This window comes from Giesbergeria anulus, from assembly GCF_900111115.1.
Lineage (GTDB): Bacteria > Pseudomonadota > Gammaproteobacteria > Burkholderiales > Burkholderiaceae_C > Simplicispira > Simplicispira anulus.
The window spans coordinates 1-14,880 of sequence record NZ_FOGD01000014.1 but is presented as its reverse complement, the minus strand read 5'-3'; the positions used below and the strand labels follow the sequence as shown (position 1 = coordinate 14,880).

Sequence of the window (14,880 nt, the reverse complement as noted above, 5' to 3'; positions counted from 1 at the left end):
CCGGGCACACTAAGCCCCTGCGCTGCAAGAAAATCGCACTGCTTCTAAGATGTTCAGATGAGTGCCATACCCCCCGCCACCGATCCCGATCCAGAAACTGCTGCCAGACGTCAAGATGTACGCACTATCAGCTTGATTGGGTTGGCCCACAGCAGTTCGCATTTTTTTCATATGCTGCTGCCGCCGCTGTTTCCGTGGCTGATTGCCGAGTTTGGCTTCAGCTATGCCGAGCTGGGCTGGTTGGTCACGGTGTTTTTTGTTATTTCTGGGGTGGGGCAAGCGCTGTCTGGGTTTTTGGTCGATCGCGTCGGAGCGCGCCCCGTGCTGTTCTTTGCGCTGGGCAGCTTTATGTTGGCAGGTGTGGCCGCTGCCACTGCGCAAGGTTATGCCGGGCTGGTGTTGGCGGCCGCGTTGGCCGGATTGGGCAATGCGCCCTTCCATCCGGTCGATTTCACTATTTTGAACAAGCGGGTGTCGGCAGCACGGCTGGGGCATGGCTTTGCGGTGCATGGTATTTCGGGCAATCTGGGTTGGGCGTTAGCGCCGCTGTTTATGGCGGGATTGGCTACGGCCACAGGCTCGTGGCGGCTGGCCTGCCTATGTGGCGCGCTGCTGGCGCTGCTGGTTCTGGCCGTCATGGTCTGGCAGCGCGATGCTTTGGATGACCGCCAAGGCGCTTGGGCGCACCAAGGCGTTAGCCACGCCGGTGCTGCCGCTGTCGCTACCGAGCACCCGATGGCCTTTTTGCGCCTGCCTTCGGTGTGGCTGTGTTTTTCGTTCTTTTTTTGGAGCACTTGCTCTCTCAGTGCCATCCAGAGTTTTGCCAGCCCGGCGTTGCAAAAAATGTACGGGCTGCCTTTGAGCCTGACGGCATTGGTGGTCACGGGCTACATGCTTTGCGGCGCTGCTGGCATGGTGGCCGGTGGCTTTCTGGTGGGGCGTGTAGCACGGCTAGAAAAAACAATTTCGGTCTGCCTCGTCGCCTCGGCAGTGTTGTTGGTGTTGGCGGGCACGGGTTGGCTGCCTGGCACTGCGGCCTTGGCTTTGGCCGCACTGGCGGGGCTGGGCACAGGCATTGCAGGCCCCTCGCGCGATATGCTCATCAAGCGCGCTGCACCACCGGGGGCTACAGGCCGGGTTTATGGCACCGTGTATTCGGGGCTGGATTTGGGCTTTTCGGTGGCGGCACCCGTATTTGGCGTTTTGCTTGACCGTGGTTTGACCGGGGGTATCTTCTATGGCTCTGCCTTGGCCCTGCTGCTCAGTGTGGCCTCGGCCACCTTGGTCGGTGCGGGCATTTGGGCGCGTACCCAGCGCTCTGCGGCTTCGGTTCGCACCTAAGGCAGAAATTTTTTGCAGAGGTAGCTTGCCGCTTTATTTTTCAGACTATAATCGTGGTCTTACTTCGGTAAGCGCATGGTTCTCAAATAACCATCATATGCGGGATTAGCTCAGTTGGTAGAGCGATACCTTGCCAAGGTATAGGTCGAGAGTTCGAATCTCTTATCCCGCTCCAGTTTTCTTCTTTTGCGCACAAGTTGCCCATGTGGCTCAGTGGTAGAGCACTCCCTTGGTAAGGGAGAGGTCGCGGGTCCGATTCCCGCCATGGGCACCAATCACCTCTCTCTTGCTTTACGGCTGGTGATAGCCAGCGTATCAGCATCGGTGTGATGTTCAGACACAACAAGCCAAACACCAGATAGTTGCCCGACGCCGGGTTAAGGTCTTGCGCAATTTTGGCCCACGGCCTGCGCATCAACCACCTGCTCCAGGCTATAGCAAACAGCGCCATGAACGCGGTGAGCCAGAGTGTCAGCGCATGCTAGCAAGACACACAGGGCCACAATGCGCAGCGCGAGGTCAAAAAGCCCCATCGTGTTTCTCCTAGTGGTGGCTGGTGTAAGAGCTGGGGGTTGATGGTGCGGGCAGCGGTTTGTGACTGGCAAGGGCGTTGCGCACGTTAAAATTGCCTATTTTTTAATCAACCTAACCCCGCTGTGCGGGGTTTTTCTTTGGGGTGTGCGGCCCGCCGCCCTATGCAAGGAATGTCGATGCGCGACGGAAAAGCACTGGTTTTGTTCTCTGGTGGTCAAGACTCCACCACCTGCCTAGCGTGGGCGCTAGAGCAATTTGCCCATGTCGAGACCATCGGTTTTGACTACGGCCAGCGCCACCAAGTAGAGCTGCAAGCGCGCCAAGACGTGTTGCAAGCCCTGCGGGCGCAGTTTCCACACTGGGGCGCGCGCTTGGGCGAAGATCACATGGTCGATTTGGCCGTGCTGGGCCAGATCAGCGACACCGCCCTGACCCGTGACACCGAGATCGCCATGACCGCCGCCGGGCTGCCCAATACCTTTGTGCCGGGGCGCAATTTGCTGTTTTTCCAGTTGGCGGCGGCGGTGGGTTATCGGCGCGGCCTGCACATTTTGGTGGGCGGCATGTGTGAAACAGACTTTTCTGGCTACCCCGATTGCCGCGATGACACCATCAAGGCGTTGCAAGTGGCAGTGTCGCTGGGTATGGGCCAGCGCTTTACCTTTGAGACGCCACTGATGTGGCTGGACAAGGAGCAAACTTGGGCGCTCGCGCAAACGCTGGGTGGCACCGCACTGATCGACATCTTGATCGAGCAATCGCACACCTGCTACCACGGCACGCGCGAGCTGCGCCACCCTTGGGGCTATGGCTGCGGCCACTGCCCAGCCTGTGCGCTGCGCCAACGCGGTTTTGAAAGCTGGCAGGCCGCGCTCAACAGCTAAAAGGTACCACCTGGCATCATACAAGCATAACGTTATGCTTTGTTTGCATAAATATCCCGGATAAGGCGCAGACAAAATCCGGGCGGCTTCATAAAATCGTCATCCCAGCCGCTGGGGTGGTCTCAACTTGGGACGGCCTTGCGTGGCGGCAGGTGCCTTCCGAGCCGTTTTTTCAAAGGCAGCGCAGCGTCCGCTCTGCCAGTGCGGGTTTGTTCCCTTTGAAAAACCGTTTTTCAATTGAAGGAATCTCACCAATGAACGCACCCACCATGCAGGGCTTGAATATCAACGCCCCCGCTTACGTTAAAAATGCCCGCCTGTTGGCTTGGGTGGCCGATATGGTTGCCCTGTGCAAGCCCAACAACATCGTTTGGTGCGATGGCTCGCAAGAAGAATACGACCGCCTGTGCCAGCAATTGGTGGATGCCGGCACCTTCAAAAAGCTCAACCCCGCCAAGCGCGCTGATAGCTTCTTGGCCTGCTCTGATCCTTCCGACGTGGCCCGCGTGGAAGACCGCACCTATATCTGCTCGGCCCAAAAAGAAGACGCTGGCCCGACCAACAACTGGATGGAACCAACAGCGATGCGCGCCACGCTGCAACCGTTGTTTGACGGCTGCATGAAGGGCCGCACCATGTACGTGGTGCCCTTTAGCATGGGCCCGCTGGGCAGCCACATCGCCCACATTGGCGTCGAACTGACCGACAGCGCCTATGTGGCCGTGAACCAAAAGCTGATGACCCGCATGGGCAAGGCCGTGTACGACGTGCTGGGCGTGGATGGCGAGTTTGTGCCTTGTATGCACACTGTGGGCGCTCCGCTGGCCGAAGGCCAAAAGGACACCACCAGCTGGCCTTGCAACCCCACCGTCAAGTACATCGTTCACTACCCCGAAACCCGCGAAATCTGGTCGTATGGTTCGGGCTACGGCGGCAACGCGCTGCTGGGCAAAAAGTGCTTGGCATTGCGCATTGCCTCCAACATGGGCCGCGACCAAGGCTGGTTGGCCGAGCACATGCTGATTTTGGGCGTGACCAACCCCCAAGGTAAAAAGTACCACATCGCTGCGGCCTTCCCTAGCGCCTGCGGCAAGACCAATTTCTCTATGCTGGTGCCCCCAGCAGGTTTTGACGGCTGGAAGGTCACCACCATTGGCGACGATATCGCTTGGATCAAACCCAACGCTGACGGCAAGATGTACGCCATCAACCCTGAAGCCGGTTACTTTGGCGTCGCTCCCGGCACCAACACCCTGACCAACCCCAACTGCATGGCCAGCTTGGACAAGAACGTGATTTTCACCAACGTCGCTCTGACCGATGATGGTGATGTCTGGTGGGAAGGCATGGAAAAAGACGCAGGTAAGCTGCCTGAGCACCTGATCGACTGGCAAGGCAAAGACTGGACGCCCGCCATTGCCAAAGAAACCGGCGCTAAGGCTGCCCACCCCAATGCCCGCTTTACCGTGGCTGCCACCAACAACCCCGCGCTCGATAGCGCTTGGGATGATCCTGCCGGTGTGCCGATTGATGCCTTTATCTTTGGTGGCCGCCGCTCCACCACCGTGCCGCTGGTGACCGAAGCGCGCACTTGGATGGAAGGCGTGTACATGGCCGCCACCATGGGTTCAGAAACCACTGCTGCCGCCTTTGGCGCGCAAGGCGTGGTGCGCCGCGATCCGTTTGCTATGTTGCCCTTCTGCGGCTACAACATGAGCGACTACTTCCAGCACTGGCTGAACATGGAGCACAAGCTCGAAAGTCAGGGCCACACCCTGCCCAAGATTTTCTGCGTCAACTGGTTCCGCAAGGACGAGGCAGGCAAGTTTGTTTGGCCCGGTTACGGCGAAAACATGCGCGTGCTCAAGTGGATGCTGGACCGCATCGAAGGCCAAGCCCAAGGCCAAGACACCATGTTTGGTGTTGCGCCCCAGTATGCTGAAATCACTTGGACAGGCTTGGAGTTCAGCCCTGAGCAGTTCAACACCGTGACCAGCATCGACAAGGCTGCTTGGGCCGAAGAGTTCAAGTCACACGACGTGCACTTTGAGCTGCTGTCCCACCACATGCCCAAAGAACTGATCGACACCAAGAACGCGTTGGAACAGCGCTTGGCCGCTCTCTGATGGAAAGAGTCCGTCACCGGCAGTGATGCCGGTGCGATCAAGACAGCGACAAAATAGCGGGAGAGAACCTCCCGCTATTTTCTTTTGGATCGCATCAACTCAGTTGCACGGTTTCAAAAACGGGGTGCAATTGATCCACCCACGAATCGAGTTCGGTACTGCCAATTTCTAGATGCTCCAGACAGGCTGGGCCATACTGCTCCCATTCGCGCTGAACAATGCTCCCTTCGTATTGGCCCACCAGATATTCGGCAATCAAGCCCATGGCAACCAAGTGGCGTTCGATGTCACTGTAGCGCTGGTCATTGAGGGCTGTGAAGTCGTGGTGTAGGCGAATGGCCACTGCGACCTCGCTGGGCAGACGCCAAGTGCGTGCCACGATGGCACCGACCACGGCATGGTCGGTGCGGTGATTGACATTTTCGGTTTGGACAAAGGTGCGGTCTTTGCGAGCCATCGCTTCAATGATGGTGCCACCGTAGTCTTTTACGCCCCGCATCAGCACCGGCATACCCACATGGCAAAACAAGCCAAAACTGTAGGCCAGACCGGGGTCTAAGTTGTAGAGCTGGTGGCCAATGTGTTCACAAGCTAAAGCCCGACGGGTCGAGTTTTCCCAAAAATGTGCCAGTAGCGGTGACTTCACCTGTAAGGCGTGGCGGGTTAAAAATCCGGTCAGCAGTTGCACTGCCGGACGCAAGCCGAGCACGATCAATGCCTGACCCACTGTATGCACCGGTTGGGTCAGCCCATAAAGTGGGCTATTGGCCTGGCGGATCAGAGCCGCGGCCATCGCCACGTCAGCACTGGCGATTTGATCAAGGGCACCAATGTCTGATTCGCTATGGGCTGTGGCCTCTTGCAACTGGCGCAGTAGTTCTGGACAGGGGGGGATGACAATATGACGCACCGGACCGTTGCGGTAGGCGTGGTCGAGTTCGCGGTGGATGGGGTGGGTGGTAGTCACAGTGGATGAGCGGCAGTGGCAACAAAAATCATGCGTATTGTCGATAGTTTGGGGGGGGTGTTTGCGGCGATGTGCCAATGGCCTGCTGATGAGCAAGCCGCTTTTGTTGCTGACCTAGAGCGCATGGTCGCCAATGTCCAAGCCCAAGGCGAGGAGTAGACTAGCTGGTTGCTGGCCGATATGTGCCAAGCTGCCTTGGCTGCTGCCGCTTGAGTGTGCTTAAGCGCGGGGCTTGAACAACTCGCCCAACATTCCCAGCAGTTCTGGGGCTGTGCCTTGCACGCCAGCGGGCAATTGCCCATTGGGCGTGAGCCGGTCAATCAAGCCCGGCAACAGTTGTGATAACTGGCCGGCGGCATCACCTTGGCCAACACCCAGTTGGGCCGCAATTTGCGCCAGTGGCCCTTCGCCCAATACCCGGCCCAGTTGTTCCCCCGACAGGGCAGCATTGGGGCCGTTGCCCAGCCATGACGCCACGGCATCGCCCAGCCCGGCTTGCTGAAAGCGGGCCAGCAGCCCCGGCAGGCCACCCACCGGGCTTTGGTTGCCTAGCAAATCGACCACCACCTGCAACAGTTGGGGGTTGTTGGCGGCCATGCCCATCAAACTGCCCAGACTACCCCCCAAACCACTGCCCACAGCGTTGTTTTGTGTGGCATTGTTGATGACTGCGCCGAGCACGGAATCGAGCAAACCCATGTGGATCTCCTGTAAAAAACAAAACCGTAGTGTGGCCTATGGCCTTAATCCCGGCGCTGGCGTAGGGCCAGCCACAACAGGGCCGCACCTGTGAGCGCTATCGGCAGCAAAGAGCCCAGGTTGAGCCACCACCAGCCTTGGGTGGTTACCAAAGCTCCAGAAGCAAAAGAGGTGAGCGCCATGGTGGCAAACACCGCAAAATTGATGCCCGCTTGGGCACGGTCTTTTTCTTCGGGGCGGTAGGCTTGCAAAGCCAAAGTGGTGCTGCCCGTAAACAGGAAGTTCCAGCCCACCCCCAGCAGAAACAACGCCACCGTAAACTGCGCTACTTCTTGCCCAGACAGTGCCACCAGCACGCACAGCAGATTGAGCAAAACGCCCACCCCCATCACCGGCAGCACACCCCAGCGTTTGATGAGATGGCCGGTAAAAAAGCCGGGGGCAAACATGCCCACCACATGCCATTGCAGTACAAAGGCAGCTTCGTCAAAGGCATAACCGCACACTTGCATTGCCAAGGGCGTGGCGGCCATCAGCAAGTTCATGACGCCATAGCTTAGTGCTGACCCCAGTATCGCCACGACAAAAGCGGGCTGGCGCAGTAACTGTGCCAGAGGCCGCCCCGGCCCGGCTTGGCTGGTAGCGGCAGAGGTAATGGCCTCAAAACGGATAGCCGCCATGCAAACCATAGACAGCAGTGCCACCCCGACCAGTGCTAGATAGGTGGCCACAAACGGAGCCTCTAGGCTGTTGCGTGTGTGGTTGGCCAGATAAGGGCCAGCCACCGCCCCCAGCAGGCCCCCGGCCAGCACCAAGGAAACAGCCTTTTCCCGAAAGCTGGGCGCGGCCAACTCTGCTGCCGCAAAGCGATACAACTGGCCGTTGGCGCTGTAGTAGCCCGCCACCATCGTGCCCAAACATAACCCGATGAACTGGCCGTTATGCACCGCCCAAGCACACCACAGGGCGCAGACCAGCGCCACCGCCAGCCCGATTTGGAACGATACCTGCCGCCCCCAGCGCCGCTGGCTGCGCGCCACCAGCCCGGTCGATAGCGCCCCACCCACCACATAACCCATCACGGGCAGCGTGGCCATCCAGCCATAGGGGGCCAATTGCAGGCCCACCAAGCCGTTGATGGCAATAAAGACCACGTTGTTGGTCAGGAACAGGCCTTGGCACAAGGCCAGCAGCCACAGATTACGGTTCATAGGTGGTAGAGCAATGAGAAGAAAAGAGAGAGGACAAGCCGATGCAGCACACACTGTAGTGGTTGCTGGGGCGGCTCTTCGTCAACTATTTGACTATTTAGCTACTTATGCAAATAATAGCTACCATTTCTTCCCCTGCCTACCCCCTCTGCCCATGCTGAAAATCCGTCCCCTTGCGCTGTCCTTGGCTGTGCTGCTGTCTGGCGGGGCCAGTGCGGTGCTTGCCACCAATGTTGCGGCGGTGCCTGCCCAAGTGGCCAGCACCCTCAGCCGCACCAGCTTTGATGGCACCGTGGAGGCGGTGCGCCACACCGTGGTGGCGGCGCAGGTGCCCGGTGCCGTGGTCGAGCTGGCCGTGAAAGCGGGAGACCGGGTGCAGGCCGGGCAACTGCTCTTGCGCTTGGATGCCCGCACGGCAGACCAAAGCGCCGCTGCCGTCGATGCCCAAGTGCAGGCCGCACGGGCCACGCTGGAGGTAGCCACGCGCGAGTACCAGCGCCAGCAGCAGCTCTACCAGAAAAAATACATCAGCCAAGCCGCTTTAGAGCAGGCCGAAGCGCAGTTCAAGGCCAACAAGGCCCAAGTGGCGGCACAGGTGGCGCAGGCAGGGGCCGCCCATTCCCAAAGCGGCTTGCACACCGTGCGCGCCCCTTACGCAGGCGTGGTGGCTGAGGTGTCGGTGGTGTTGGGCGATATGGCCATGCCCGGCAAGCCCTTGCTCACCTTGTATGACCCTAGCGCCTTGCGCGTAACAGCAGCGCTGCCGCAGTCGGTAGTGCAGCCAGAGATGGCCTCTGCCGTGCAGGTAGAACTGCCCGGTGTGGCCGGTGCGGCCCAGTGGCCGCAGCCGCTGCGGGTGCAGGTGTTACCCACGGTAGATGCTGCCACGCACACGGTGCAAATCCGCGCTGATTTGCCCGCTGGCCTCTTGGGTGTGGTGCCGGGCCAGTTTGCCCGCCTGTGGCTGCCACGGGCAGGCAGTACTGCTGCTGCTTCGGCGCGCCCCGGCCCGGTGTCGGTGCCGCTCAAGGCGGTGGTGCGCCGCGCTGAAATGACCGGCGTCTATGTGCAGGGCGAGGGCGGCCAGCCGCGCTTGCGTCAAGTGCGGCTGGGCCGCACCACCGGCGATCAGGTAGAGGTGTTGAGTGGCCTGACGGCGGGAGAGAACGTCATGACTGACCCCGCAGCGGCTAGCCGTGCGCCAGCGCAGTAAGGCCGCCACCATGAGCCAGTCTACTGAGAAACACGCCTTGGGCATTTCGGGCCGCATTGCCGGTTTTTTCCAGAGCGCGCAAATCACGCCACTGCTGGCGCTGCTGGCGCTGTTGCTGGGCGCTTTTGCCGTGCTGGTCACGCCGCGCGAGGAAGAACCGCAAATCAACGTCACGATGGCCAATGTGCTGGTGCCCTTTCCGGGGGCCAGCGTGCGCGATGTTGAACAAATGGTGGCTATCCCCGCCGAGCAGGTGCTCTCGCAAATCGCCGGCACCGAGCATGTGATGTCGCTCTCACGCCCCGGACTGGCAATTTTGACGGTGCAGTTCAAGGTGGGCGTGCCGCGCACCGAAGCACTGGTGCGCCTGTACGACACCGTGCATTCCCATGCCGATTGGCTACCACAAGGCTTGGGGGTGTTGCCTCCCATCATCAAACCCAAGGGCATTGACGATGTGCCCATCGTCACCCTCACGCTGCACAGCCCGCGCACTGACACCGGCGCTTTCGATCTGGAACGCGTAGCCCACAGCATGGAGGCCGACCTCAAGCGCGTGTCCGGCACCCGCGAAGTGACTACAGTGGGCGGCCCAGGCCGCGCCGTGCTGGTAGAGCTGGACACTGCCCGCATGACCAGCACCGGCGTGACCGTGGACGACCTGCGCCGCACCCTGCAATCGGCCAACTTGGGCCTGCCGGTGGGCGAGCTGCTGGGAGGCAACCGGGCCGTGGCTATCGAGTCGGGCCTGTTTTTGCGCAGCGCCGACGAGGTGGCCGAACTGGTGGTAAGCGTGCGGGCGGGCAAGCCCGTATTTTTGCGCGATGTCGCCAGCGTGCGCGATGGTGCCCTGCCCCCAAGCCGCTATGTGTGGCATGGCACGGCTGGCCAAGACGCCAGCGAATCCCCCGCTGTGACCATCAGCATCACGAAAAAACCCGGCGAGAACGCCATCGACGTGGCCAACGCCGTGCTGGAGCGCGTAGCGGTGCTGAAAAACACCGTGATTCCGGCAGAAGTGCAGGTGGTAGAAACGCGCAACTACGGTGCCACCGCCAACGACAAAGCACAAAAACTCATCCAAAAACTGCTGTTTGCCACCGCCTCGGTGGTGGCGTTGGTGTTTATCGCGCTGGGCAAGCGCGAGGCAGCCATTGTGGGCACGGCGGTGGTGTTGACGCTGACGGTGACGCTGTTTGCCTCTTGGGCTTGGGGCTTTACGCTCAACCGGGTGTCATTGTTTGCGCTGATCTTTTCGATTGGCATTTTGGTGGACGATGCCATCGTGGTGGTAGAAAACATCCACCGCCACCAGCAGCTCTACCCCGGCAAAACGCTGGCGCAGATCATCCCCGGTGCCGTGGATGAAGTGGGCGGCCCGACCATTTTGGCTACGCTGACGGTGATTGCCGCGCTGCTGCCGATGGCGTTTGTCTCTGGGCTGATGGGGCCGTACATGAGTCCCATCCCCATCAATGCCAGCATGGGCATGTTGCTGTCGCTGGCGATTGCCTTTGTCGTTACCCCGTGGCTGGCACGACTGTGGATGAAGCCGGTCTCAGTGGCCGAGGCGGCGCACCACGCCACGCACCCGCATGGTATGGCGGGCAAGATCACGCCGCTGTTTACGCGCATCTTTACGCCATTGCTCGATGAGAAACGCGGTACGCGCAACCGCACCCTATTGGGCTTGGGCATTGCCGGGTTGATTGCCGTCTCGGTGGCGCTGCCAGTGGCTGGGCTGGTGCTGCTCAAAATGCTGCCGTTTGACAACAAATCCGAGTTTCAGGTGGTGGTCGATATGCCTGCCGGTACCCCGGTGGAGCAAACCGCTGCCGTGTTGCACGAGCTGGGGGCTTATTTGGCTACCGTGCCAGAAGTAACCCACTACCAAGCCTACGCGGGCACCGCCGCGCCCATCAACTTCAACGGGCTGGTGCGCCAGTATTACCTGCGTGCTGGCGGCGACGTGGGCGATATCCAAGTCAATTTGGTTGATAAGCACCAGCGCAAAGACCAAAGCCATGCCATTGCCACCCGCGTGCGCCCAGCCTTGCAAAAAATCGGCCAGCGCTTTGGTGCCAACGTGAAAGTAGTCGAAGTGCCGCCCGGCCCGCCCGTGCTGGCCCCCATCGTGGCCGAAATCTATGGCCCCGAAGAAGCAGGCCGCCGCCAAGTGGCCAAGGCCGTGCGCGCCGTGCTGGAAAAGACCCCCGGTGTGGTGGATGTGGACGACAGCAGCATTGCCCCAGCGCCGCGCACCCTGCTGCTGGTAGACCGGCGCAAGGCTGCCCTGCTGGGGGTGCCACAGCAGAGCATCGTGACTACCTTGCGCGCCGGGCTGGCAGGCGAAGCCGCCACCTACTTGCATGACGAGAGCAAATACCCAGCGGCGGCTGTGCTGCAATTGCCCGCCGAGCAGCATGGCGATTTGAGCGCCCTGCTGCAACTGAGCGTGCGTACGGCTTCTGGGGCCTTGGTGCCGATCCGCGAACTGGTCACGGTGAGCGACACCGTGCGCGAGCAACCCATTTATCACAAAGACTTGCTGCCAGTGAACTTTGTGGTGGCCGATATGGCCGGTGCGGTAGACAGCCCACTTTATGGCATGTTTGCCATGCGCAGCGAGATAGCCAAGCTGCCCATGCCCAATGGCGGCCAACTGACCGAATACTTGATCCACCAGCCCCAAGATGCTTGGCGCGGCTATGCCCTGAAGTGGGATGGCGAGTGGCAAATCACCTACGAAACCTTCCGCGATATGGGTGCCGCTTATGGCGTGGGTTTGATTTTGATCTACCTGTTGGTGGTGGCGCAGTTTGGCTCCTACCTCACGCCGCTCATCATCATGGCCCCGATTCCGCTGACCATCATCGGCGTCATGCCCGGCCATGCGCTGCTGGGCTCGCAATACACGGCCACCAGCATGATCGGCATGATTGCGCTGGCGGGCATCATCGTGCGCAACTCTATTTTGCTGGTGGACTTTATCAACCTGCAAGTGCGCAGTGGCGTGCCGTTTGAGCAGGCGATTGTGCAATCGGCCATCACCCGCGCCCAACCCATTGTGCTTACCGGGCTGGCCGCGATGCTGGGGGCATTTTTTATTCTGGACGACCCGATTTTTAACGGGCTGGCGATCTCGTTGATCTTTGGCATTGCCGTATCCACCGTGCTCACGCTGGTGGTCATCCCGATTCTGTACTACGTGGCCTACCGCCATCGGCTGGAGGTGCTGCACTCAGCGCCAGCTCCTGCCCACAGCGCCGCCTAATCAATCGATTCTCTGTTTTTCTTTAACCCTTGGAGTGCAACCATGCTGAATTCTTATCGTGATCTAACCCGTGATATTTCTGCCGAACTGGGCAAACTGCGCAGCGACATGCCCGACACCCTGCAAGCCTTTAACGCGCTGGGCAAGGCTGCCTCTGCCGAGGGGGCGCTGGACAAAAAGACCAAGGAGCTGATTGCGGTGGCGTTGTCGGTGGCAGCGCGTTGCGATCCGTGTGTCGGTTTTCATTTGCAAGCGCTGGTTAAGCTGGGGGCTACCCGTGCCGAGTTGGCCGATGTGTTGGCGATGGCCGTGTATATGGGCGGTGGCCCGTCGCTGATGTATGCCGCCAAGGCTTCGGCAGCTTTTGATGAGTTCAGTGCCGCTGCGGCGGCTGCGGCCCCGGTATCGGCATGATGTGCCCCTGCTGGGCGCGGCACGCTGCCAATCTGGTTTACTGGCTCCAAGCCCGTCTGCCCCGCTGGAGATAAAAACGCCATGCTCCAACCATTTCGATGCACTGTGCTGGCCCTGTCGGTGTGGGCCATCGGCCTGTCCGCTGCCCAAGCCACCAACCTGCTGGATGTTTGGCAGGCCGCGCAACAGCATGACCGTGAACATGCCGTGGCCCGTGCCGCCCATGCCAGCGCCCAACCCCAGCGCGACCAAGCCACCGCCTTGTGGCGGCCCCATATTGCCCTGAGTGCCACGGCAGGCATGGGCAGCAGCGAGACCGACACCCAAGGCGCGCAGTTTGCTGCGCCTGGCATGGGGCGCTCCAATGGGGTGGATTTCAGCACCTCTGTCACGGGGGGCACCGTCAGCCGTTGGGCCATTCAGGCCAGCCAGCCGCTCTACAACCCACAGCGCCAAGCCCAGCAGCAGCAATTGCGGCTGGCCGCCGATCAGGCCGAACTGCAATGGCGGGCAGCGCAGCAGGCGCTGATACTGCGCACGGCGCAACGCTATCTGGACGTAGCCATCGCCCAAGAGGCGCTGCGCGTGCTCGACCAGCAACTGGCCGCCGTGCAGCGTGCCGCCACCGAAGTGCAAGACCGTTTCGACTTGGGCAGCGCCCCCATCACCGACACCCATGAGGCCCGTGCCCGCTTGGCCGCCCTGCGCGCCCAGCGGTTGGCCGCCCAAACCACGTTGGAGATCCAGCAGCGCCTGCTGGCCGATAGCACGGGCCTGCCCACATCAGCCTTGCAGCCCCACCTGCCCGGCACGGCAGTGGCCGCACCAGCCCGTGAGCTGGCCGCATGGCAAGCGCAGGCGGAAGCGGCCAACCCAGAACTGCAATTGCAACGCTTGGGCGTGGACTTGGCCCGCGCCCAAGCCAGCCAGTACCGGCTTGGTGCTTCGGCCAGTGTCGATCTGGTCGCACAGGCTGGGCAAGAACGCTTGCATGGCAGTGGTGACTTTGGCAGTGCGCGCAACAAAGGCAGCAATGCCCTGATTGGCGTGCAGCTGACGGTGCCGCTGTGGACGGGCGGTTTGCGCAGTGCCAAAGAGGCGCAGGCGCTGCGCCAATTAGATCAAGCCCAAGCGCAAGTAGAAAGCACCCAAACCGCTGTGGCCCAGCAAGTCCATGCCGCTTGGTTGGGGTTGACGGCAGGCCGCGAGCGAGTGCAAGCCCTGAGCGAGGCCCTGCAAGCGAGCCAGTCCCGGCGCGAAGCCACCCAAGTGGGCCACGAGGTGGGGCACCGCACCACACTGGATTTGCTCAATGCAGAAAACGACACCGCCAGTGCCCATTTGGCCTTGACCCAAGCCCGTGCTGCGCTGCTGCTCGATAGCCTGCGTCTGGCCGCCTTGGCCGGGCAACTGGATGAGACGGCGCTGCGCGCGGCCAATGCCCTGCTGGAGCCTGCGCCAGCCCCTCTGGCCACGGCTGCCACAGGCTCCTGAGCGGCTGCCGTTTTAAGCTCTGGCGGCATCCGTGCCCTTGAGCAAGCGCAGGCGGCGGTAGAGTGAGCGCTCACTCATTCCTAGGCGTTGGGCCAGAGTGGCCCGACTGCCTTGGTGCTCGGCCAGCAGGCGTGCCAGCGTGGTGTCGTCCATTGCTGTTCCCATTTCACCGGGGGCCGCTGCAACCACTGGGGCCAGACCACAGGTGAGTGCTTCGTGCATCTGCTCTACCCCGATGGTGTGACCATCGCACAGCAGGGCGGCGCGCTCCAACAAGTTGCGCAACTCGCGTACATTGCCCGGAAACGATTGTGTTTGCAGCAGTGCCATCGCCCCCGCAGCCAGCTGGAGCTTGCGCCCCGGTGCCACCCGCTCGAGCAGGGCTTGGGCCAGCGGGGCGATGTCTTCGCGGCGTTCGCGCAGGGGTGGCAAGTGGATCGGAAAGGTGCCCAGTCGGTAATACAAGTCTTCCCGAAAGCGCCCCTCGGCCACCATCTGGGCAAGGTGGCGGTGCGTGGCTGAGACCACCCGGATATCGGCATGGCGCAGTTCGGTGCTACCGACGCGGCGGTAGGTGCCGGTTTCAAGCAGCCGCAGCAGTTTGACCTGCTGCGCCAGAGGAATATCACCCACCTCGTCCAGAAACAGCGTGCCGCCGTGGGCGCTCTCGACCAGACCGGGGCGCGCTTGGGTGGCCCCTGTGAAGGCCCCCTTTTCGTGGCC

Annotated in this window: 12 protein-coding genes and 2 tRNA genes; 10 read left to right on the top strand and 4 right to left on the bottom strand. The window is 61.1% G+C overall.

Annotated features, from left to right (window positions below; all coding sequences use genetic code 11):
• Nucleotides 1-57: 57 nt before the first annotated feature.
• The 5 genes from BMX55_RS14495 to BMX55_RS14475 all read left to right on the top strand — a co-directional run bounded on the left by BMX55_RS14495 (nt 58) and on the right by BMX55_RS14475 (nt 4,885).
• Nucleotides 58-1,341: an MFS transporter gene (locus tag BMX55_RS14495; protein WP_091458930.1), complete on the top strand. Its 1,284-nt coding sequence runs from the start codon at nt 58-60 to the stop codon at nt 1,339-1,341.
• Between the two features lie 99 nt (nt 1,342-1,440).
• Nucleotides 1,441-1,516: transfer RNA gene (locus tag BMX55_RS14490), tRNA-Gly, on the top strand.
• Between the two features lie 24 nt (nt 1,517-1,540).
• Nucleotides 1,541-1,615, top strand: a tRNA-Thr gene (locus BMX55_RS14485).
• Between the two features lie 436 nt (nt 1,616-2,051).
• The gene (queC, locus tag BMX55_RS14480; RefSeq protein WP_091459011.1) at nt 2,052-2,759 is read left to right on the top strand and encodes a 7-cyano-7-deazaguanine synthase QueC; all 708 of its coding nucleotides are present in this window, start codon (nt 2,052-2,054) and stop codon (nt 2,757-2,759) included.
• 254 nt (nt 2,760-3,013) lie between these two features.
• Nucleotides 3,014-4,885 carry a phosphoenolpyruvate carboxykinase (GTP) gene (locus BMX55_RS14475; RefSeq protein WP_091458928.1) on the top strand — a complete coding sequence of 624 codons (1,872 nt, stop codon included), beginning with the start codon at nt 3,014-3,016 and terminating at the stop codon, nt 4,883-4,885.
• 94 nt (nt 4,886-4,979) lie between these two features.
• Here BMX55_RS14475 and BMX55_RS14470 read toward each other — a convergent pair whose 3' ends face one another.
• The gene (locus BMX55_RS14470; RefSeq protein ID WP_091458927.1) at nt 4,980-5,852 is read right to left on the bottom strand and encodes an HDOD domain-containing protein; all 873 of its coding nucleotides are present in this window, start codon (nt 5,850-5,852) and stop codon (nt 4,980-4,982) included.
• Between the two features lie 30 nt (nt 5,853-5,882).
• Between BMX55_RS14470 and BMX55_RS16880 the strand changes: the two genes are divergently transcribed.
• Nucleotides 5,883-6,011, top strand: a complete 129-nt coding sequence (locus tag BMX55_RS16880) for a hypothetical protein (RefSeq protein WP_281242848.1) — start codon at nt 5,883-5,885, stop codon at nt 6,009-6,011.
• Nucleotides 6,012-6,071: 60 nt separating this feature from the next.
• Here BMX55_RS16880 and BMX55_RS14465 read toward each other — a convergent pair whose 3' ends face one another.
• A complete protein-coding gene (locus BMX55_RS14465; RefSeq protein ID WP_091458925.1) occupies nt 6,072-6,551 on the bottom strand; it encodes a YidB family protein in 480 nt (159 codons plus the stop codon).
• 44 nt (nt 6,552-6,595) lie between these two features.
• Nucleotides 6,596-7,762, bottom strand: coding sequence for an MFS transporter (locus BMX55_RS14460; RefSeq protein WP_091458923.1), 1,167 nt, complete (start codon nt 7,760-7,762; stop codon nt 6,596-6,598).
• A gap of 154 nt (nt 7,763-7,916) precedes the next feature.
• Between BMX55_RS14460 and BMX55_RS14455 the strand changes: the two genes are divergently transcribed.
• The 4 genes from BMX55_RS14455 (at nt 7,917) to BMX55_RS14440 (ending at nt 14,157) form a co-directional block, all read left to right on the top strand.
• Nucleotides 7,917-8,975 carry an efflux RND transporter periplasmic adaptor subunit gene (locus BMX55_RS14455; protein WP_091458921.1) on the top strand — a complete coding sequence of 353 codons (1,059 nt, stop codon included), beginning with the start codon at nt 7,917-7,919 and terminating at the stop codon, nt 8,973-8,975.
• A gap of 10 nt (nt 8,976-8,985) precedes the next feature.
• Nucleotides 8,986-12,249 (top strand): efflux RND transporter permease subunit, encoded by a 3,264-nt coding sequence (locus BMX55_RS14450; RefSeq protein WP_091459009.1) that lies wholly within the window; start codon nt 8,986-8,988, stop codon nt 12,247-12,249.
• Nucleotides 12,250-12,291: 42 nt separating this feature from the next.
• Complete coding sequence (locus BMX55_RS14445) at nt 12,292-12,663, top strand: carboxymuconolactone decarboxylase family protein (protein WP_091458919.1); 372 nt, start codon at nt 12,292-12,294, stop codon at nt 12,661-12,663.
• An 81-nt stretch (nt 12,664-12,744) separates the two neighbouring features.
• Nucleotides 12,745-14,157 carry a TolC family outer membrane protein gene (locus BMX55_RS14440; RefSeq protein WP_091458917.1) on the top strand — a complete coding sequence of 471 codons (1,413 nt, stop codon included), beginning with the start codon at nt 12,745-12,747 and terminating at the stop codon, nt 14,155-14,157.
• Nucleotides 14,158-14,169: 12 nt separating this feature from the next.
• Here BMX55_RS14440 and BMX55_RS14435 read toward each other — a convergent pair.
• Nucleotides 14,170-14,880: sigma 54-interacting transcriptional regulator (locus tag BMX55_RS14435; RefSeq protein WP_143059694.1), on the bottom strand; the 711-nt coding region annotated here is incomplete at its 5' end.